Source organism: Leclercia sp. UBA5958 (assembly GCF_002430365.1).
Lineage (GTDB): Bacteria > Pseudomonadota > Gammaproteobacteria > Enterobacterales > Enterobacteriaceae > Enterobacter > Enterobacter pneumoniae.
In genome coordinates this window covers 330,324-348,864 of sequence record NZ_DJCE01000011.1, presented here as the reverse complement: position 1 = coordinate 348,864, position 18,541 = coordinate 330,324, and the positions used below count along the sequence as shown (strand labels likewise).

Below are 18,541 nucleotides of genomic sequence, written 5' to 3'. Positions count from 1 at the left end.
GCTGGTTATAAAGTGAATAATTAAGCAGTAATGATGCACTTTTTGGCGCAAGGCGAGCATATTCTTTTGCCTTGTCGCGTGGATTAATGGCACATTACTTACACCCCGTCGACGTAGAAAACCCGTAAGAAGACAGTTTGTTGAGGATAGATATGAAAAAATTGGTATTGTCACTTTCTCTGGTTCTGGCCTTTTCCAGCGCCACCGCGGCATTTGCAGCAATTCCGCAAAAAATTCGTATCGGTACTGACCCAACTTATGCCCCGTTCGAATCGAAGAATGCGAAGGGTGAACTGGTCGGTTTTGACATCGATCTGGCGAATGAGCTGTGCAAACGGATCAAAGCACAATGTTCTTATGTTGAAAACCCGCTGGATGCGCTGATTCCGTCGCTGAAAGCGAAAAAAATCGACGTCATCATGTCGTCGCTCTCCATCACCGAAAAACGTCAGCAAGAGATTGCCTTTACCGACAAACTCTACGCAGCCGACTCCCGTCTGGTGGTGGCCAAATCCTCCGATATCCAGCCAACCGTTGAGTCACTGAAAGGTAAACGCGTAGGTGTGCTGCAGGGGACCACTCAGGAGACCTACGGTAACGAACACTGGGCGCCAAAAGGGATTGAAATCGTCTCGTATCAGGGCCAGGAGAACATCTACGCCGACCTGACTGCGGGCCGTATCGATGCCGCCTTCCAGGATGAAGTTGCGGCCAGCGAAGGTTTCCTGAAGCAGCCGGTCGGAAAAGAGTATAAGTTCGGCGGCCCGTCCATTAAGGATGAGAAGCTCTTCGGCGTCGGCACCGGTATGGGACTGCGCAAAGAAGATAACGAGCTGCGTGAAGCGCTGAACAAAGCCTTTGCAGAGATGCGTGCCGACGGCACCTATGAAAAACTCGCCAAAAAGTACTTTGATTTCGACGTATACGGCGGTTAAGCCCCGCTAAATAACGTGCGCCCCCTCCCGCTTCGGGAGGGGAAAAGACACGGTTGACCACACTCACGACAGGGCAGGCTGTATGCTGTACGGATTTTCTGGCGTTATTCTACAAGGCGCGCTGGTCACCCTGGAACTGGCTCTCAGTTCCGTGGTGCTGGCCGTGCTGATAGGCCTGGCGGGCGCGGGGGCAAAACTTTCGGCAAATCGCGCGCTGGCGTTGATTTTCGAAGGCTATACCACACTTATTCGCGGTGTACCTGACCTCGTACTGATGCTGTTGATTTTCTACGGCCTGCAGATTGCGCTAAACGGCGTGACCGATGCCATTGGCATGGGGCAGATCGATATTGATCCTATGGTGGCGGGTATCATCACCCTCGGTTTCATTTACGGTGCTTACTTTACGGAAACGTTCCGCGGCGCCTATCTCGCGGTACCCAAAGGCCATATCGAGGCGGCCACCGCCTTCGGTTTTACCTCCTCTCAGACCTTCCGTCGCATTATGTTTCCGGCCATGATGCGCTTTGCACTGCCTGGCATCGGCAACAACTGGCAGGTGATCCTCAAAGCCACGGCGCTGGTCTCGTTGCTGGGTCTGGAAGACGTTGTGAAAGCCACTCAACTGGCGGGCAAAAGCACGTGGGAGCCGTTCTACTTCGCCATTGTTTGTGGCGTTATCTATCTGGTTTTTACCACCGTCTCCAATGGTGTACTGCTGCTGCTCGAACGTCGCTACTCCGTGGGTGTGAAGAGGGCTGACCTGTGATCGAGATTATTCAGGAGTACTGGAAATCGCTGCTCTGGACCGATGGCTATCGCTTTACCGGCGTGGCCATCACCCTGTGGCTGCTGATTTCATCCGTGGTGATGGGCGGTATCCTGGCGGTGTTTCTCGCCATTGGCCGGGTATCAAACAATAAATTCATCCGCTTCCCGATCTGGCTGTTTACCTACATTTTTCGTGGCACGCCGCTGTACGTGCAGCTGCTGGTGTTCTACTCCGGCATGTATACGCTGGAGATTGTAAAAGGCACCGAAATGCTGAACGCCTTTTTCCGTAGCGGCCTGAACTGTACGGTACTGGCGTTGACGCTGAATACCTGTGCCTACACCACCGAGATCTTTGCCGGTGCCATCCGTTCGGTGCCCCATGGTGAAATCGAGGCGGCGCGGGCTTACGGCTTCTCCTCGGTGAAACTTTATCGCTGCATTATTCTGCCGTCGGCCCTGCGTATCGCGCTGCCTGCCTACAGCAACGAAGTGATCCTGATGCTGCATTCCACCGCACTGGCCTTTACTGCCACCGTACCGGATCTGCTGAAAATCGCCCGGGATATTAACTCAGCGACCTATCAGCCCTTTACCGCGTTCGGCATCGCGGCCGTGTTGTATCTGATGATTTCGTATGTCCTGATTAGCCTCTTCCGCAAGGCGGAGAAGCGCTGGTTACAGCATATCAAACCTACTTCGACGCACTGAGAACATGATGGCTGAGAACAAATTAAACGTTACCGATTTGCACAAACGCTACGGCGAACATGAAGTGCTGAAAGGGGTATCGCTCCAGGCGAATGCCGGCGATGTGATTAGTATTATCGGCTCATCCGGCTCGGGTAAAAGTACCTTCCTGCGCTGCATCAACTTCCTCGAAAAGCCGAGCGAAGGCTCTATTGTGGTCAGCGGCGAGAACATCAACCTGGTACGTGATAAAGACGGCCAGCTGAAGGTGGCGGATAAGCATCAGCTGCGGATGCTGCGTACGCGCCTGACGATGGTGTTCCAGCACTTTAACCTCTGGAGCCACATGACGGTGCTCGAGAACGTGATGGAAGCGCCGATTCAGGTGCTGGGCTTAAGCAAACAAGACGCGCGCAAGCGTGCGGAGAAATACCTCGCAAAGGTGGGGATCGACGAGCGCCAGCAAATTAAATACCCGGTACATCTGTCAGGGGGCCAACAGCAGCGTGTCTCTATTGCCCGCGCGCTGGCGATGGAACCGGAAGTGCTGCTGTTCGATGAACCCACCTCCGCGCTGGATCCAGAGCTGGTAGGCGAAGTGCTGCGTATTATGCAGCAGCTTGCCGAAGAGGGAAAAACGATGGTGGTGGTGACGCACGAGATGGGCTTTGCGCGTAACGTCTCTAACCACGTTATCTTCCTGCATCAGGGAAAGATCGAAGAGCAGGGGCATCCGGACGAGGTATTAGGTAACCCCCAGAGCGCCCGCTTGCAGCAGTTCCTGAAAGGCTCGTTGAAGTAGCCTTTTGCTTTCTCCTCTCTCTTTAAGGGAGAGGGGAATTGGCCGCATCAAGCTCCAGCCGATACACCCAATCGTCATACCGCACGCCATCAATCTCGTAAGCTTTTTCCAGCACCTGGGTACGGACAAACCCGGCTTTCTCAAGCACCCGCACTGAACCGCCGTTATCCGCCAGTACATAAGCATTGACCGCCTTCACGCCGGCCTGGGTAAACCCATAGTCACACACCGCCTGAAGCGCCTCGCTGGCGTAGCCCTGGCCTTGCGCCTGGGGCACGATGGTATAACCGATATCCGCCTCTTCAGGATGGTGGTCGCTGATTTGCAGGCCGATGTCCCCCAGCGGGGTGGGATCGTCATGGCGGCGAATCACAAAGAGATGTTTCGATGTCAGGCGCAGCGCAAACAGGCGCTGCGTCTCTTTCTCAGGGGCAATAGCGGCCATGTAGCGCATTATCGCCGGATCTTCACGCAGGGCGCGGAAAAAGGGCCAGTCAGAGGGTTCGAACGGGGAGAGGGAGAGCCGGGGAGTGGTAATGATCGCCATAGTCATGCCCTTGCAGGGAAACAGGCGAATAACAGTACCATAACCGGCCGCTACGCTTAACCTACCACATCTCCCAGCGCATCTTCTAAGTCAAACCAACAGAACGCAAAGCCAGCCGCCTCCAGCCGCTTCGGCAGAGCGCGCTGGCCGCCTAATACCAGCACAGCGGACTCTCCCATCATCAGGCGCACCGCCGTGGCCGGAGCGCGAACCACCGCCGGGCGATGCAGCGCATGACCGAGCGCGTGGGCAAACTGCTCATTACGCACCGGGTAAGGCGAGACCATATTGAACGGGCCGCGCAGATCGTTATCCAGCAGCCACAGAATACCGTTGACCATATCATCGACGTGGATCCACGCCAGATACTGCCGTCCATTGCCAATCGGCCCGCCGAGGCCGAGCTTAAATACCGGCAGCATTTTCGCCAGGATCCCGCCCTTCGGTGCCAGGACCACGCCGGTGCGAAGCAGGCAGACGCGCGTGGAATCGCTTTGCGCACCGCAGGCTATCTGTTCCCAGCGGGCGCAAAGTTTGTGGGTAAATTCGTTATGCGGGGGCTCTTCTTCGGTAACGACCACTTCACCCAAATCGCCATAATAGCCCGTCGCCGACCCGGAAATCAGGACCGACGGCGGTGTATTGCTGGCCTTGAACAGGTCAACCAGCCGCTGGGTAATTTGCCAGCGACTGTTACATAAACGCTGCTTCTGCTGTTCAGTCCAGCGTTTGTCGGCGATAGGCTCACCCGCGAGGTTGATGACGGCGTCGAAGCCGTCGAGATTCTGCCGTTCAGCCAGCCCTTTCCAGAGGGTAATATCGCTACCCAGTACCTGCCGTGCTTTTTCCGGGCTGCGCGTCACCACCGTGATCTCATGGCCCAGCTGGCGCAAGCGGGGGATCAGATGACGGCCAATCAGGCCGGTTCCGCCGGTTAACAGAATCTGCATACAACCTCCAGGGTTGCGCTTAGCGTTGCCAGCTTAACGTCATAGAGACGGAGTCGGCGTAGCGCAGCGCATGAAGTTTATCGATTTCGACTTCAGCATAGGTGACCCAGTGATGTTCGCGTGCGAGATCGAGCACATCCTGAGTTAATTTTTCGAGCAATGAGAAGCGGTTATTCTCGACCAGCTGAATGATGCTCTTGGTAATGGTGCGGTAGTTCAGCGCGTCGTTAATATCTTCGCTGGCGCGCGCTTTATCGGCAGGATAGTGAATGGTCACATTGATGACGATATCCTGACGATTAGCGCGCTCTTCCTCTTTAATACCAATATAGGTACGCAGGCGTAAATTTTTGATTCTGATTATTGCGTCGTGTTGGGACATTGCAGGCTTCCTCCGTGTCATTTTCCGCAACATGATACATGAGGATTCATCGGAAAACGCCTGCTTCTATTACGCTTTTAACAGGGCGCGTTGGGTTGCCGGGCGCGTACGTATGCGTTCAAACCAGTTGTTGACCGCAGGCCAGGTCGCCAGGTCTACGCGCTGACGTACGTGCTCGTTCACCCAGGGCCAACAGGCGATATCGGCGATGCTATAGTGATCGCCCGCCAGCCACGGTGTTTTTTCCAGCCGCTTGTTAAGCACGTTATAAAGCCGCTGCGTTTCCACCTGATAACGCTCGATGGCATAGGGGATCGGCTGCGGAGCATGGTAGTTGAAATGGTGGTTTTGTCCCAGCATCGGCCCTAATCCGCTCATCTGCCAGAACAGCCACTGCAAGGTAACATGCCGCTCGCGCAGCTCGCCGCTCAATAACGTGCCTGACTTTTCTGCCAGATAGAGTAGGATCGCTCCCGATTCAAACAGGCTTAACGGCTGGCCACCATCCTCGGGATCGTTATCCACGATGGCGGGGATTTTATTGTTGGGTGAGAGGGCCAGAAACTCAGGGCGAAACTGCTCTCCCCGGCTGATATCCACCCGAATCAATCGGTAATCTAGCTGCGCCTCTTCCAGAAACAGCGTGATCTTATGTCCGTTAGGGGTCGGGGCGTAATAGAGGTCAATCATCTCCACTCCTGTCGCTACATTTTTACGGCACTGGATCGAGTATAGGTGGTGATGCTACATCGTGATTTTTCATCAGGTGACAGAGAGGCCGACAGACTATATGTTGGATGAAAACCCTACAGCCAGTGAGCATCCTATGAATCAACCTGCAATAACTTTGTGGTCCGATGCGGATTTCTTTTCCCCTTACGTGATGAGCGTTTACGTTGCGCTGGCAGAGAAAGGGCTGCCGTTTACCCTGAAGACCGTGAGTCTCGATAAGGGGGAGCACTTAAATCCCCGGTGGCAGGGCTATGCGTTAACCCGCCGGGTACCCGTGCTGGAGATCGACGGTTTTGAGCTGAGCGAGTCGTCGGCCATCGATGAATACCTTGAGGAACGATTTGCCCCGCCGGAGTGGGAGCGAATCTATCCTCATGATCTGCAAAAACGCGCCCGTGCGCGGCAAATTCAAGCCTGGTTACGTAGCGATCTCGGTCCAATACGCGAAGAGCGCGCCACCGATGTGGTGTTCGCCGGGGCTAAGAAACCGCCGCTGAGCACCGGGGCGCAAAGCGCGGCGGGTAAACTTATCGATACCGCGAGCACCTTGTTGGCTCAGGGGCATCAGAATTTGTTTGGCGAATGGTGTATTGCGGATACCGATCTGGCGCTGATGCTTAACCGTCTGATACTGAATGGTGATGAGGTGCCGCCGCGTCTGGCTGACTATGCCGCGTTCCAGTGGCAGCGCGCGTCCGTGCAGCGTTATGTTGCCCTTTCCGCGAAGCGTCCGGGCTGATAAGGCTGGCTGAATAAGGTAAGATAGGCCGTGGTTTTTAGAAGGAGTTATCAATGAAGCTGATGTTTGCCTCAGATATCCACGGCTCGCTGCCCGCAACCGAACAGATCCTTGAACGTTTCACACAAAGCGGGGCGAACTGGTTGATTATCCTGGGTGATGTGCTTAACCACGGTCCGCGCAACGCGCTGCCGGAAGGCTATGCCCCGGCGCAGGTCGCCGAACGTCTGAACGCGTTTGCCTCGCGCATTATTGCCGTACGCGGCAATTGCGACAGCGAAGTCGATCAGATGTTGCTCCAGTTCCCCATCACCGCCCCGTGGCAGCAAATTTTGCTGGAAAATCGCCGTCTGTTTTTGACCCACGGTCACCTTTTTGGCCCCGATAAACAGCCGCCGCTGAACGCTGGCGATGTGCTGGTTTATGGTCATACTCATATTCCAGTGGCGGAGGCGCGGGAGGCTATCGTCCATTTCAATCCCGGCTCCGTTAGTATCCCGAAAGGGGGATTCCCGGCGAGCTATGGCTGGCTTGAAGGAGACCATTTGTGCGTTATGGCGCTGAATAATGGTCAGGTTATTGCGCAGACAACGATTAATCCGTAATTTACACCTCAACCGTAAACGCGCCGCGAGAGCGCTATGAAGAGAAGGTTTCCCCGATGGTGGAGCAGAGTCATTTGGCAAGTACAGAGTGGGTTGATATTGTCAGCGAAGACAATGAGGTGATAGCACAGGCGAGCCGCGAACAGATGCGGGCGCAGCGCTTGCGTCATCGCGCAACCTACATCGTCGTGCATGATGGGATGGGTAAAATTCTGGTCCAGCGCCGTACCGAAACGAAAGATTTTATGCCGGGTATGCTTGATGCGACCGCCGGTGGCGTGGTTCAGGCCGATGAAGTGCTGCTCGACTCCGCACGTCGTGAAGCGGAAGAGGAGTTAGGTATTGCCGGCGTGCCCTTCGCCGAGCATGGCCAGTTCTACTTCGAAGACGACAACTGCCGCGTCTGGGGTGGGCTGTTCAGCTGCGTCTCTCACGGGCCGTTTGCGCTTCAGGAAGAAGAGGTGAGTGAAGTCAGCTGGATGACGCCGGAAGAGATCACCGCGCGTTGCGATGAGTTCACGCCGGATTCATTAAAAGCGCTGGCGCTGTGGATGACCCGCAACGCCAAAAACGAATCCGCTAAACCGGAAAAAGAGGAAGAGGCGGAATAAGCCTCAGCAACTTTCCCGCAAGCACAGGCTGGACGCGATAGGTTTATGGTCGCGCCAGTCTCCGTCATTCAGACGTTCCAGTAACGCTTTCCCGGCTTCAACCCCGATTTTACGATGCGGTACCGCCATGGTGGTCAACGGCGGCACGCACACGCGGCTCACATCGCTATCGCCAAAACCGACAACGGCGAGATCGTCCGGCACTTTAATTCGTCGGCGTTGGCACTCATAAAGTACCCCGCAAGCCAGCTCATCAGAGACGCAGACCAGCGCATCCAGCTCTGGCCAGGCCAGGAGAAACTCCGGCAGCTGCGATGCTCCGGTCGAGAAACTGGGAGGCAGCGCCGCGTTGATCACCCGGTTTGGCGCCAGGTGGTGACGCAGCATCGCTTTGTACCAGCCCTGCAAATGCTGCTGAAAAATCCACTGCTCCTGGTTAGCGCACAGCAGGCCGATGTTCTGATAGCCACGCTGAATCACCATCTCGGTGAGCTCATACATGGCGGCAACGTTATCAATACCGATATTCATATCGATAGGGTCGGCGCGCATCGCCCCCATCTCTACCACCGGAATAGAGCGATGCTGCAGCCAGTGGCGCACCGTTTCGCTGTGCTCCACGCTGAGTAAAATCGCGGCGGCAATGTTCGATGCCAGCAGTGTCTCGAGCAATTTTTCTTCCTGCTCAAGTCGATGCTGTGATTCCGCCAGCATGATCTGATATCCGGCAGGCTGGAGCACTTGCTGTAGGCCGGCAAACATTTCGGAACACCCCGCCTCGGCAAGGTTTGGCACCACCATAGCGATCGTCCACGAAGAGGCCGATGCCAGCGCGCTGGCGGCCAGGTTGGGCATATAGCCCAGCTCATGAACCGCAGCGTCGATCTTTTCACGCAATTTATCAGACACTTGTTCAGGGGTACGCAGCGCCCGCGATACCGTCATGGTACCGACCCCTGCCAGCTGCGCCACGTCTGCAATAGTGACTTTGCCGGTACTTCGCCTTTTTCTGGTCAGAGACATACAGATTCCTGCTGTTTTACAACATGTTGGCACACGTTTTTCTTATCGTTCGTCACGTGCTGTGCTCGAAGTATACGCCTTAAATCCCGTTTTCTGGTTGTGATTTGCTGCGCTGATTGCATTTTGATAGCGCTATCACATTTATGAATGTTAACGATTGGTAGCGCTATCTTTGTGATCCTGATCGCAGCCAATTTGGGTAGGCTTGCATAAAGTTTGCCCATCTTAGCCCCTGATACGAGGAACAAGCGTGCTCAATAAGTGGATTTTTGAACAGACGATCCAGCTTCAGGACAGCGTGGAAAACTGGCCGCAGGCGCTTGAAATTTGCGCGCGTCCGCTGCTGGAGATGAACGTTATTGCGCCGGAGTACATTACGGCGATTGTCGAGCAACACCAGAAGCTTGGCCCCTACTATGTGCTGGCGCCTGGGCTGGCAATGCCGCATGCACGCCCGGAAGAGGGGGCAAAAGGGTTAGGTCTTTCGCTGCTGAAGTTGAAAGAGGGAATTTCGTTTGGTGCAGGTGAGTTTGATCCGGTCGATGTGATCGTCATGCTCGCGGCACCAGACAAACATAGCCACATTGAAATGATCTCTGCGCTGGCAGAATTATTTTCGAGCGATGAGGATATGGCGCAATTACATGTCGCAACGACCCGGGAGGAAATAAAAGCCATTATCGAACGCTTCTAGCTTTAATTCCGACATCGTTTTTAACCACATTACGCTCGAGCGTGATGGGGACGTACTCTACTCAAAAAAGGGCATAACAATGAAAATTATGGCGATTTGCGGCTCCGGGCTGGGCAGTAGTTTTATGGTCGAAATGAACATTAAAAAAGTCCTCAAAAAACTCAATATCGATGCCGAGGTGGAGCATTCTGATCTCTCTTCAGCCACCCCAGGCGCGGCCGACCTGTTCGTGATGGCCAAAGATATCGCGGCCAGCGCCAGCGTGCCGGAGAGCCAGCTAGTGGTGATCCAGAACATCATTGATATCAACGAACTTGAAGCGCAGCTTAGCGCCTGGTTCGCGAAACACTAACCCTGACTGTGACGAGGTGGATATGTTTATCCTTGAATCGCTGAACTTCGTTGTTGATATTTTAAAAGTACCCTCGGTGCTGGTGGGCTTAATTGCATTAATCGGCCTGGTGGCGCAGAAAAAAGGGTTTTCGGATGTGGTGAAAGGCACGATTAAAACCATTCTGGGTTTTATTGTGCTGGGTGGCGGAGCCACCGTGCTGGTGGGATCGCTTAATCCGTTAGGCGGTATGTTTGAACATGCCTTTAATATTCAGGGCATCATTCCGAATAACGAAGCAATCGTCTCTATTGCGCTGGAAAAATATGGCGCCTCTACGGCTCTGATCATGGCCTTCGGTATGGTGGCGAATATTATTGTCGCCCGCTTTACCCGCCTGAAATACATCTTCCTGACCGGGCACCATACGTTTTATATGGCGTGCATGATTGGCGTGATCCTGACGGTGGCAGGCTTTGAAGGGGTGGGGCTGGTCTTCACCGGCTCACTGATCCTTGGGCTGGTGATGGCCTTCTTCCCGGCCATTGCCCAGCGCTATATGAAGCGCATCACCGGTAATGATGACATCGCCTTTGGCCACTTCGGTACCCTGGGCTATGTGCTCTCAGGCTGGATTGGCAGCAAGGTGGGCAAAGGCTCTCGCTCCACCGAAGAGATGAACCTGCCGAAGAACCTAAGCTTCCTGCGCGACAGCTCTATCTCCATCTCCCTGACCATGATGATTATCTATCTGATCATGGCGGTGAGTGCCGGACGTGAGTACGTGGAGGCCACCTTCAGCGGCGGACAGAACTATCTGGTCTACGCCATCATCATGGCCATTACCTTCGCGGCGGGGGTATTTATCATCCTGCAGGGGGTGCGACTGATTCTGGCGGAAATCGTTCCGGCTTTTACCGGCTTCTCCGAAAAACTGGTGCCCAACGCGCGTCCTGCGCTGGACTGCCCGGTGGTCTACCCGTATGCCCCTAACGCCGTGCTGATTGGCTTCCTGTTTAGCTTCCTCGGCGGTCTGGTTGGACTCTTTATCTGCGGGCAGTTTAGCTGGGTGCTGATCCTGCCGGGCGTCGTGCCGCACTTCTTCACCGGTGCAACCGCAGGCGTGTTTGGCAACGCCACGGGCGGACGTCGCGGGGCAATGATAGGCGCCTTTGCCAATGGTGTACTGATTACCTTCCTGCCGGTGTTGCTGCTGCCTGTGCTGGGTGCGATTGGATTCGCCAACACCACCTTCTCTGATGCGGACTTTGGCGCCATCGGCATTGTGCTGGGTAACCTGGCACGCTACCTGTCGCCAATGGCTATTACGGGTCTGGTTGTGGCGGTGTTCGCGCTGCTGGTGGCCTGGAACCTCTTCGCTAAAAACAAAAGTGCGGGTAATAGCGCGCAAGAAAATACCGGAGCCAAATCATGAATGTAACTGAAGTGACCCAACTGGCACGCGAGATCCGTATTGCCACCCTGAAATCGCTCACCCAACTGGGGTTCGGGCACTATGGTGGCAGTATGTCGGTGGTAGAGACGCTGGCGGTGCTGTACGGCGCGGTAATGAAGATTGATCCTGCCGATTCCGACTGGCCTGAGCGTGACTATTTTGTGTTATCCAAAGGCCATGCGGGCCCGGCGCTCTACAGCACCCTGGCAATCAAAGGCTACTTCCCGATTGAGGAACTTAGCACCCTGAACCAGAACGGAACGCGGCTGCCAAGCCATCCGGACAGGCTAAAAACGCGTGGCGTGGATGCCACCACGGGCTCGCTGGGGCAGGGGATCTCCATTGCCGGCGGAATGGCGCTGTCGCACAAACTGGCGGGGCGCGCGAATCGCGTCTTCTGCATCGTGGGCGATGGTGAGTTGAACGAAGGGCAGTGCTGGGAGGCGTTTCAGTTTATCGCTCACCATCGCCTGAATAACCTGACGGTCTTCGTGGACTGGAATAAACAACAGCTAGACGGTGAGCTGGATGAGATCATCTGCGCCTTCGACCTGGAAGGAAAATTCCGCGCTTTTGGCTATGACGTGGTTAAGGTCAAAGGGGACGACATTCCGGGGCTGCTTGAGGTGACGTCGCTCATCCCTGAAGCGGATGCTCGACCGCTGGTCGTGATCCTTGACAGCATCAAAGGGCAGGGGGTGCCGTATCTGGAGCAGCTCAGTAACTCCCACCATTTGCGACTGACTGATGACGTTAAAGCCGCCCTTACCGAGACGATTCGCCAGCTGGAGGCCACACATGATTAAGCTTGCACCCACAGGACAAAAAGATGCCGTCGAGATGCGCAAAGTCTATGCCGGATTCGTCGCGAGCCAGATTGAAGCGGGGAGTGAAATTATCGCCCTGGAAGCGGATCTGATGAGCTCCATGGCGATGGACGGCGTGGCGCGCGATTATCCCCAGCACGTCATCAACTGCGGGATCATGGAGGCCAATGTCATCGGTACCGCAGCGGGGTTGTCGCTGACCGGGCGTAAGCCGTTTGTGCACACCTTTACCGCCTTCGCCAGCCGCCGCTGCTTCGACCAGCTGTTTATGTCGCTGGATTATCAGCGTAACAACGTGAAGGTCATCGCCTCGGATGCGGGCGTTACCGCTTGTCACAACGGCGGTACGCATATGTCGTTTGAAGATATGGGCATTGTGCGCGGGCTGGCTCATTCGGTGGTGCTGGAAGTGACCGACGCGGTCATGTTTGAGGATGTCCTGCGCCAGTTGATTGACCTTGAGGGCTTTTACTGGGTGCGAACTATCCGTAAGCAAGCCCCGAGCATCTACGCCCCGGGCTCGACCTTTACCATCGGCAAGGGCAACGTGCTACGCGAAGGAGACGATATCACCCTGATTGCTAACGGCATCATGGTCGCAGAGGCGCTGGAGGCGGCGCGGCAGCTTGAACTGGAGGGCGTCAGCGCGGCGGTGATCGATATGTTCACCCTGAAGCCTATCGACCGGATGCTGGTGAAAAATTATGCCGAGAAAACCGGACGTATCGTTACCTGTGAAAATCACAGTATTCACAATGGCCTGGGGTCGGCGGTGGCTGAAGTGTTAGTGGAAACGTGCCCGGTGCCGATGCGGCGGGTGGGGGTAAAAGAACGCTACGGCCAGGTGGGCACGCAGGACTTCCTGCAACGCGAGTACGGCCTGACGGCGCACGACATTGTGTCGGCGGCAAGAGAACTGCTTTAAATAAAAAAGGCGACCATCGGGTCGCCTTTTTAATGCAGCTAAAAGTTACTGCTGCTGCTGTGAAGACTGGATCGCGGTCAGGGCGATGGTGTAGACGATGTCGTCTACCAGCGCGCCACGAGACAGGTCATTCACCGGCTTGCGCATACCCTGCAGCATTGGCCCGATAGAGATCAGGTCTGCAGAACGCTGTACCGCTTTGTAGGTGGTGTTACCGGTGTTCAGATCCGGGAAGATGAACACGGTAGCGCGACCTGCAACCGGCGAGTTCGGTGCTTTGGATTTCGCCACGTCTGCCATCACGGCGGCATCGTACTGCAGCGGGCCGTCGATCATCAGATCTGGGCGTTTTTCCTGCGCAATACGGGTCGCTTCACGTACTTTCTCTACGTCGCTACCTGCACCAGAGGTGCCGGTGGAGTAGGAGAGCATGGCTACGCGCGGTTCGATACCGAAGGCAATAGCGGAGTCTGCGGACTGGATAGCGATCTCAGCCAGCTGCTCTGCGGTTGGATCCGGGTTGATCGCACAGTCGCCGTAAACGTAAACCTGTTCAGGCAGCAGCATGAAGAACACGGAAGAGACCAGAGAGCTGCCTGGGGCGGTTTTGATCAGCTGCAGCGGCGGACGGATGGTGTTCGCGGTGGTGTGAACAGCACCAGAAACCAGACCGTCAACTTCGTCCTGTTCCAGCATCAGGGTACCGAGAACCACGTTGTCTTCCAGCTGTTCGCGCGCAACGGCTTCGGTCATGCCTTTGCTCTTACGCAGCTCAACCAGACGTGCAACGTAGCTTTCACGTACCACTTCCGGGTCAACGATTTCGATGCCCGCACCCAGTTCAACGCCCTGAGATGCCGCTACGCGGGTGATCTCGTCCGGGTTACCCAGCAGCACACAGGTCGCGATACCGCGCTCTGCACAGATGGCGGCTGCTTTAACGGTACGTGGTTCGTCGCCTTCTGGCAGAACAACGCGTTTACCCGCTTTACGCGCCAGCTCGGTGAGCTGATAGCGGAAGGCTGGAGGAGACAGACGGCGGCTGCGCTCGGAGGTTGCAGTCAGGGATTCGATCCAGTCTGCGTTCACGTAACCTGCCACGTATTCCTGAACTTTCTCGATACGCTCGTGGTCATCAACCGGCACTTCGAGGTTGAAGCTCTGCAGGCTCAGAGAGGTCTGCCAGGTGTTGGTGTTCACCATGAATACCGGCAGGCCAGTCGCAAAGGCGCGCTCGCACAGTTTGCTTACGCGTGGGTCCATCTCGTAAGCACCGGTCAGCAGGATAGCGCCGATTTCAACGCCGTTCATTGCGGCCAGGCAGGCAGCAACCAGCACGTCAGGACGGTCAGCGGAGGTGACCAGCAGGGAACCTGCACGGAAGTGTTCCAGCATGTGCGGAATGCTACGCGCACAGAAGGTGACAGACTTCACGCGACGGGTATTGATATCGCCTTCGTTGATCACGGTGGCGTTCAGGTGACGCGCCATGTCGATGGCACGGGTCGCGATCAGATCAAAGCTCCATGGCACCGCGCCCAGCACTGGCAGCGGGCTGGTTTCCTGCAGTTTTGCCGGATCGATTTTCACGACTTTCGCTTTGGAAGAGTCATCGAAAATTTCGGACAGGTCAGGACGGGTGCGACCTTGTTCATCAACCGGTGCGTTCAGCTTGTTGATGATAACGCCGGTGATGCTGGTGTTTTTCGCGCCGCCGAAGCTGCTACGGGTCAGTTCGATACGCTCTTTCAGCTGCTCCTGGGTATCAGTACCCTGAGACATCACGAAGACGATCTCGGCGTTCAGCGTTTTGGCGATTTCAAAGTTCAGCGACTGGGCAAACTGATGTTTGCGGGTCGGAACCAGACCTTCAACCAGTACCACTTCCGCGTCCTGCGCGTTCGCGTGATAGTTGGCGATAATCTCTTCCATCAGCACGTCTTTCTGATTGCTGGAGAGCAGAGACTCAACGTGGGACATTTTCAGCGGCTCTGCGGCGGGCAGATTAGAGTTCTTACGAACAATGCTGGTGGTCTGGTCTGGCGCATCGCCACCGGCACGTGGCTGGGCGATAGGTTTAAAGACGCTCAGACGAACGCCTTTGCGTTCCATAGCACGGATGACGCCGAGGCTGACGCTGGTCAGGCCGACGCTGGTTCCGGTAGGGATCAGCATAATTGTACGGGACACGGTTTATCCTCTTTTGGCTACCGCCGAAGTCAGGCGGGTTTCAAAACAGCACCGCCAGCTAGGCTGGCGGTGTGGAATCAGGCAGTCAGACGGTTCGCGTCTTGCGCGATGACCAGCTCTTCGTTAGTTGGGATAACGATAGCAGGGCGGGTGCCTTCTTTGTTGATGAAGCCAGACTTGCCGAAGCGGGCAGCCAGGTTACGCTCGTGATCAACTTCGAAGCCCAGAACGCCCAGTTTACCCAGGGACAGTTCACGAACCATTGCTGCGTTTTCACCGATACCACCGGTGAAGATAACCGCGTCCAGACGACCGTCCATCAGTGCAGTGTAAGAACCGATGTATTTCGCCAGACGATGGCAGTAAACGTCCATAGCACGTTTCGCATCTTCTTTGGCTTCGTAGTTATCTTCAACATAACGGCAGTCGCTGGTGACTTCGGTCAGACCCAGCAGGCCAGACTCTTTGGTCAGCATTTTGTTGATGTCATCGACGCTCATGCCCAGGGTGTCGTGCAGGTGGAAGATAATCGCCGGGTCGATGTCACCAGAACGGGTACCCATCACCAGACCTTCCAGCGGGGTCAGACCCATGGAGGTATCAACACATTTACCGTTACGGATAGCAGAAACAGAACCGCCGTTGCCCAGGTGGCAAGTGATGATGTTCACTTCTTCTACCGGCTTGTTCAGGACTTTTGCCGCTTCCTGAGTAACATAGAAGTGGCTGGTGCCGTGTGCGCCGTAACGACGTACGCCATGCTCTTTGTACAGTTTGTACGGCAGGGCATACAGGTAAGACTCTTCCGGCATGGTCTGATGGAACGCCGTGTCAAATACAGCCACGTTTTTGTCTTTCAGCTGCGGGAAGGATTTCAATGCTTCAGCGATACCGATCAGGTGAGCCGGGTTATGCAGCGGCGCGAAAGAGGCGGAGTCTTTGATGCCCTGGATGACAGAGTCGTCGATCACAACAGAGCTGGTGTATTTTTCGCCGCCGTGGACGATACGGTGACCGATTGCGGTCAGCTGAGCAGACAGTTCTGGTTTTTGTGCCAGAATAGTGTTAACGATAAAGTTCAGCGCTTCACTGTGAGCGGCGCCTGCACCTAAAGCCGCTTCTTGTTTGCTGCCGTCCATCTTCCACTTGATACGCGCTTCAGGCAGATGGAAACATTCGGCCAAACCAGAGAGGTACTCGTCACCGTTGAGCGCATCGATGATGGCGAATTTCAGTGAGGAGCTACCGCAGTTCAGAACCAGTACTAACTTACTCGACATGGAAGTACCTATTATTGATACGTGGCTAAAAAAACGTCAGTGAGAATCGTAGCGTAGCGCAAGAATCCGCTGACATTTATGATTAACATCATGCCGAAAGTACTTTTTGGCATGACGAAAGGAATACATAAGATTTTATGCCATTTTGCGCATTTTTCCGGCAATGGCATAATGTGCTTAAACTTGACGAATTTACGATTATCGTCCAGGGCCTTTTCAGGCCGGCACAGGATACCTGATACTGGGTAGTTAAGACAAAAGTTTTTGAACGATGTCATGACCAGTTGGGTATTTGCACGAATTTTTTAATTTTTATATGTGAAGTTGAGGTAAAGCCATGTCGACACCCGAAACCCCCTCAGTGAACTTTTTTAGTCTGTTTCGCCGGGGACAGCACTATTCGAAGACGTGGCCGCTGGAAAAACGCCTTGCGCCTGTCTTTATCGAGAACCGTGTGATCCGTGCTACCCGTCACGCCATTCGCCTGATGCCCCCGATTGCCATTTTCACCCTCTGCTGGCAGATAGCGCTTGGCGGCCAGCTTGGACCGGCCGTCGCCACCGCGCTGTTTGCGCTTAGCCTGCCGATGCAGGGGCTCTGGTGGTTAGGTAAACGCTCCGTCACGCCGCTCCCCCCGTCCGTGCTGCAGTGGTTCTATGAAGTACGCGGCAAGTTGCAGGAGGCGGGACAGGCCCTGGCCCCGGTCGAGGGCAAGCCCGATTATCAGGCGCTGGCCGACACGCTAAAGAAAGCATTTAAACAACTTGATAAAACATTCCTGGATGATTTGTGATTGATCATCGAAACGATCATTAAAAGAAGGCACAGTAACCCTTAGTTACCGTGTCTTTTTTTTAGATTGCTTCGCGCAACAGGAGTCGAATGATGGAAATGACCAATGCTCAACGTCTGATTTTGTCTAATCAGTACAAAATGATGACCATGCTTGATCCCGACAACGCAGAGCGCTATCGCCGCCTGCAGACTATCGTCGAACGTGGCTTTGGCCTGCAGATGCGCGAACTGGATCGCGAGTTTGGCGAATTAAAGGAAGAGACCTGCCGTATTGTCATTGACATCATGGAGATGTATCACGCATTGCACGTCTCATGGGCTAACCTGAAAGACGCGCAGATAATTGATGAGCGTCGTGTGACCTTCCTCGGTTTTGATGCTGCCACCGAAGCGCGTTACCTGAGCTACGTCCGCTTTATGGTTAACACCGAAGGGCGTTACACCCACTTCGATGCCGGTACGCATGGCTTTAATGCCCAGACCCCGATGTGGGACAAATATCAACGTATGCTGAGCGTCTGGCACGCCTGCCCGCGCCAGTACCATCTGAGCAGCAACGAAATTCAACAAATCATTAATGCCTGACGGAGGTCGATGTGCAGTGTAAAGGTTTTCTGTTTGATCTGGACGGTACGCTGGTGGATTCCTTACCGGTGGTTGAGCGCTCATGGTGCCGCTGGGCCGACAGGCACGGTATTAGCCATGATGAAGTCCTCCATTTCATCCATGGCAAACAGGCCATTACCTCTTTACGTCACTTTATGGCGGGCAGCACTGAAGAAGAAATTCAGGCCGAGTTTCGCTGGCTGGAGCAGCTAGAGGCGAAGGATACCGACGGCATCGTCGCGCTTCCAGGCGCGCACGCGCTGCTTCGTCACCTGAATGAATCACAGATTCCGTGGGCTATCGTCACCTCCGGCTCGGTTCCGGTGGCGCACGCCCGCCATAAAGCGGCGGGTTTGCCAACGCCTGAAGTCTTTGTCACCGCCGAGCGTGTCGCTCGGGGCAAGCCGGAGCCCGACGCCTTTTTGCTGGGCGCCGAGCTGCTAGGGCTGGCACCAGAACAGTGCGTGGTGGTGGAAGATGCCGCTGCCGGCGTCCTTGCCGGGCTGGCGGCGGGGTGTCATGTCATCGCCGTGAATGTACCTGCCACGGCGCCGCGCCTGAATGAAGCCGGTTTTGTGCTGACTTCGCTGGCAGCCATTGAGGTCAGCAAAACGGCCGACGGAACGGTAACCGTGACGCAGAAAATGTAA

General features: G+C 55.2%; 22 protein-coding genes. 15 read left to right on the top strand and 7 right to left on the bottom strand.

What is annotated here, in order from left to right; genetic code table 11:
- The first annotated feature begins 152 nt into the window (after nt 1-152).
- The 4 genes from hisJ to hisP all read left to right on the top strand — a co-directional run bounded on the left by hisJ (nt 153) and on the right by hisP (nt 3,198).
- On the top strand, nt 153-935 hold the full coding sequence (gene hisJ, locus B2Q93_RS17060) for a histidine ABC transporter substrate-binding protein HisJ (protein ID WP_207292154.1): 783 nt from the start codon (nt 153-155) through the stop codon (nt 933-935).
- 82 nt (nt 936-1,017) lie between these two features.
- Nucleotides 1,018-1,704: a histidine ABC transporter permease HisQ gene (locus B2Q93_RS17055; protein ID WP_040074645.1), complete on the top strand. Its 687-nt coding sequence runs from the start codon at nt 1,018-1,020 to the stop codon at nt 1,702-1,704.
- Nucleotides 1,701-2,417, top strand: coding sequence for a histidine ABC transporter permease HisM (gene hisM / locus B2Q93_RS17050; RefSeq protein ID WP_040074646.1), 717 nt, complete (start codon nt 1,701-1,703; stop codon nt 2,415-2,417). The genes B2Q93_RS17055 and hisM overlap by 4 nt, the downstream gene beginning before the upstream one ends.
- Before the next feature lie 7 nt (nt 2,418-2,424).
- The gene (gene hisP, locus B2Q93_RS17045) at nt 2,425-3,198 is read left to right on the top strand and encodes a histidine ABC transporter ATP-binding protein HisP (RefSeq protein ID WP_040074647.1); all 774 of its coding nucleotides are present in this window, start codon (nt 2,425-2,427) and stop codon (nt 3,196-3,198) included.
- A gap of 22 nt (nt 3,199-3,220) precedes the next feature.
- Here the strand turns inward: hisP and B2Q93_RS17040 are convergent, their stop codons facing one another.
- The 4 genes from B2Q93_RS17040 to yfcG form a co-directional block, all read right to left on the bottom strand.
- Entirely contained in the window at nt 3,221-3,745 is a 525-nt protein-coding gene (locus B2Q93_RS17040; protein ID WP_286933839.1) for a GNAT family N-acetyltransferase, read from the bottom strand.
- Between the two features lie 56 nt (nt 3,746-3,801).
- Nucleotides 3,802-4,695 (bottom strand): TIGR01777 family oxidoreductase, encoded by an 894-nt coding sequence (locus B2Q93_RS17035; protein WP_286933838.1) that lies wholly within the window; start codon nt 4,693-4,695, stop codon nt 3,802-3,804.
- Nucleotides 4,696-4,714: 19 nt separating this feature from the next.
- Nucleotides 4,715-5,077 carry a dihydroneopterin triphosphate 2'-epimerase gene (gene folX / locus B2Q93_RS17030; protein WP_040074650.1) on the bottom strand — a complete coding sequence of 121 codons (363 nt, stop codon included), beginning with the start codon at nt 5,075-5,077 and terminating at the stop codon, nt 4,715-4,717.
- 69 nt (nt 5,078-5,146) lie between these two features.
- Nucleotides 5,147-5,767 carry a GSH-dependent disulfide bond oxidoreductase gene (gene yfcG / locus B2Q93_RS17025; protein ID WP_286933837.1) on the bottom strand — a complete coding sequence of 207 codons (621 nt, stop codon included), beginning with the start codon at nt 5,765-5,767 and terminating at the stop codon, nt 5,147-5,149.
- A 136-nt stretch (nt 5,768-5,903) separates the two neighbouring features.
- Between yfcG and yfcF the strand changes: the two genes are divergently transcribed.
- The 3 genes from yfcF to yfcD are packed head-to-tail and all read left to right on the top strand — an operon-like array spanning nt 5,904 to nt 7,764.
- The gene (gene yfcF, locus B2Q93_RS17020; protein ID WP_046884921.1) at nt 5,904-6,548 is read left to right on the top strand and encodes a glutathione transferase; all 645 of its coding nucleotides are present in this window, start codon (nt 5,904-5,906) and stop codon (nt 6,546-6,548) included.
- 53 nt (nt 6,549-6,601) lie between these two features.
- Nucleotides 6,602-7,153, top strand: a complete 552-nt coding sequence (gene yfcE / locus B2Q93_RS17015) for a phosphodiesterase (protein ID WP_286933836.1) — start codon at nt 6,602-6,604, stop codon at nt 7,151-7,153.
- A 56-nt stretch (nt 7,154-7,209) separates the two neighbouring features.
- Nucleotides 7,210-7,764, top strand: coding sequence for an NUDIX hydrolase YfcD (gene yfcD / locus B2Q93_RS17010; RefSeq protein ID WP_040074653.1), 555 nt, complete (start codon nt 7,210-7,212; stop codon nt 7,762-7,764).
- A gap of 3 nt (nt 7,765-7,767) precedes the next feature.
- On the opposite strand, the gene B2Q93_RS17005 is transcribed toward yfcD, so the two are convergent.
- Entirely contained in the window at nt 7,768-8,787 is a 1,020-nt protein-coding gene (locus B2Q93_RS17005; RefSeq protein ID WP_040074654.1) for a LacI family DNA-binding transcriptional regulator, read from the bottom strand.
- A gap of 250 nt (nt 8,788-9,037) precedes the next feature.
- Here B2Q93_RS17005 and B2Q93_RS17000 point away from each other — a divergent pair, with 250 nt between their 5' ends.
- The 5 genes from B2Q93_RS17000 (at nt 9,038) to B2Q93_RS16980 (ending at nt 13,020) form a co-directional block, all read left to right on the top strand.
- Nucleotides 9,038-9,481, top strand: a complete 444-nt coding sequence (locus tag B2Q93_RS17000) for a PTS sugar transporter subunit IIA (RefSeq protein ID WP_046884681.1) — start codon at nt 9,038-9,040, stop codon at nt 9,479-9,481.
- Between the two features lie 79 nt (nt 9,482-9,560).
- The gene (locus B2Q93_RS16995; RefSeq protein WP_040074658.1) at nt 9,561-9,833 is read left to right on the top strand and encodes a PTS sugar transporter subunit IIB; all 273 of its coding nucleotides are present in this window, start codon (nt 9,561-9,563) and stop codon (nt 9,831-9,833) included.
- Between the two features lie 22 nt (nt 9,834-9,855).
- Nucleotides 9,856-11,247 (top strand): PTS ascorbate transporter subunit IIC, encoded by a 1,392-nt coding sequence (locus tag B2Q93_RS16990; RefSeq protein WP_286933834.1) that lies wholly within the window; start codon nt 9,856-9,858, stop codon nt 11,245-11,247.
- Nucleotides 11,244-12,074 carry a transketolase gene (locus B2Q93_RS16985; protein WP_286933833.1) on the top strand — a complete coding sequence of 277 codons (831 nt, stop codon included), beginning with the start codon at nt 11,244-11,246 and terminating at the stop codon, nt 12,072-12,074. Before B2Q93_RS16990 ends, B2Q93_RS16985 begins: the two co-directional genes overlap by 4 nt.
- A complete protein-coding gene (locus B2Q93_RS16980) occupies nt 12,067-13,020 on the top strand; it encodes a transketolase family protein (RefSeq protein ID WP_286933832.1) in 954 nt (317 codons plus the stop codon). Before B2Q93_RS16985 ends, B2Q93_RS16980 begins: the two co-directional genes overlap by 8 nt.
- A gap of 45 nt (nt 13,021-13,065) precedes the next feature.
- On the opposite strand, the gene pta is transcribed toward B2Q93_RS16980, so the two are convergent.
- Together pta and ackA are read right to left on the bottom strand one after the other, a co-directional pair.
- Nucleotides 13,066-15,210 carry a phosphate acetyltransferase gene (pta, locus tag B2Q93_RS16975; RefSeq protein WP_040074663.1) on the bottom strand — a complete coding sequence of 715 codons (2,145 nt, stop codon included), beginning with the start codon at nt 15,208-15,210 and terminating at the stop codon, nt 13,066-13,068.
- 77 nt (nt 15,211-15,287) lie between these two features.
- Nucleotides 15,288-16,490, bottom strand: coding sequence for an acetate kinase (gene ackA / locus B2Q93_RS16970; RefSeq protein ID WP_207292150.1), 1,203 nt, complete (start codon nt 16,488-16,490; stop codon nt 15,288-15,290).
- 337 nt (nt 16,491-16,827) lie between these two features.
- On the opposite strand from ackA, the gene yfbV reads away from it, so the two are divergent.
- From yfbV to B2Q93_RS16955, 3 genes are all read left to right on the top strand, one after another.
- Complete coding sequence (gene yfbV, locus B2Q93_RS16965; RefSeq protein ID WP_040074666.1) at nt 16,828-17,283, top strand: terminus macrodomain insulation protein YfbV; 456 nt, start codon at nt 16,828-16,830, stop codon at nt 17,281-17,283.
- A gap of 92 nt (nt 17,284-17,375) precedes the next feature.
- Nucleotides 17,376-17,870, top strand: a complete 495-nt coding sequence (locus B2Q93_RS16960; RefSeq protein ID WP_040074667.1) for a YfbU family protein — start codon at nt 17,376-17,378, stop codon at nt 17,868-17,870.
- Nucleotides 17,871-17,881: 11 nt separating this feature from the next.
- Nucleotides 17,882-18,541, top strand: a complete 660-nt coding sequence (locus B2Q93_RS16955) for a sugar phosphatase (RefSeq protein ID WP_046884683.1) — start codon at nt 17,882-17,884, stop codon at nt 18,539-18,541.

Coding starts and splice junctions, on each gene's coding strand:
- yfcE (WP_286933836.1), top strand. CDS start 6,602: ATGAAGCTGATGTTTGCCTCAGATATCCACGGCTCGCTGCCCGCAACC.
- hisP (WP_040074647.1), top strand. CDS start 2,425: ATGGCTGAGAACAAATTAAACGTTACCGATTTGCACAAACGCTACGGC.
- B2Q93_RS16960 (WP_040074667.1), top strand. CDS start 17,376: ATGGAAATGACCAATGCTCAACGTCTGATTTTGTCTAATCAGTACAAA.
- B2Q93_RS17035 (WP_286933838.1), bottom strand. CDS start 4,695: ATGCAGATTCTGTTAACCGGCGGAACCGGCCTGATTGGCCGTCATCTG.
- B2Q93_RS17055 (WP_040074645.1), top strand. CDS start 1,018: ATGCTGTACGGATTTTCTGGCGTTATTCTACAAGGCGCGCTGGTCACC.
- B2Q93_RS17005 (WP_040074654.1), bottom strand. CDS start 8,787: ATGTCTCTGACCAGAAAAAGGCGAAGTACCGGCAAAGTCACTATTGCA.
- yfbV (WP_040074666.1), top strand. CDS start 16,828: ATGTCGACACCCGAAACCCCCTCAGTGAACTTTTTTAGTCTGTTTCGC.
- ackA (WP_207292150.1), bottom strand. CDS start 16,490: ATGTCGAGTAAGTTAGTACTGGTTCTGAACTGCGGTAGCTCCTCACTG.
- B2Q93_RS16985 (WP_286933833.1), top strand. CDS start 11,244: ATGAATGTAACTGAAGTGACCCAACTGGCACGCGAGATCCGTATTGCC.
- yfcD (WP_040074653.1), top strand. CDS start 7,210: ATGGTGGAGCAGAGTCATTTGGCAAGTACAGAGTGGGTTGATATTGTC.
- yfcG (WP_286933837.1), bottom strand. CDS start 5,767: ATGATTGACCTCTATTACGCCCCGACCCCTAACGGACATAAGATCACG.
- folX (WP_040074650.1), bottom strand. CDS start 5,077: ATGTCCCAACACGACGCAATAATCAGAATCAAAAATTTACGCCTGCGT.
- hisJ (WP_207292154.1), top strand. CDS start 153: ATGAAAAAATTGGTATTGTCACTTTCTCTGGTTCTGGCCTTTTCCAGC.
- B2Q93_RS16990 (WP_286933834.1), top strand. CDS start 9,856: ATGTTTATCCTTGAATCGCTGAACTTCGTTGTTGATATTTTAAAAGTA.
- yfcF (WP_046884921.1), top strand. CDS start 5,904: ATGAATCAACCTGCAATAACTTTGTGGTCCGATGCGGATTTCTTTTCC.
- B2Q93_RS16995 (WP_040074658.1), top strand. CDS start 9,561: ATGAAAATTATGGCGATTTGCGGCTCCGGGCTGGGCAGTAGTTTTATG.
- B2Q93_RS16980 (WP_286933832.1), top strand. CDS start 12,067: ATGATTAAGCTTGCACCCACAGGACAAAAAGATGCCGTCGAGATGCGC.
- B2Q93_RS17040 (WP_286933839.1), bottom strand. CDS start 3,745: ATGGCGATCATTACCACTCCCCGGCTCTCCCTCTCCCCGTTCGAACCC.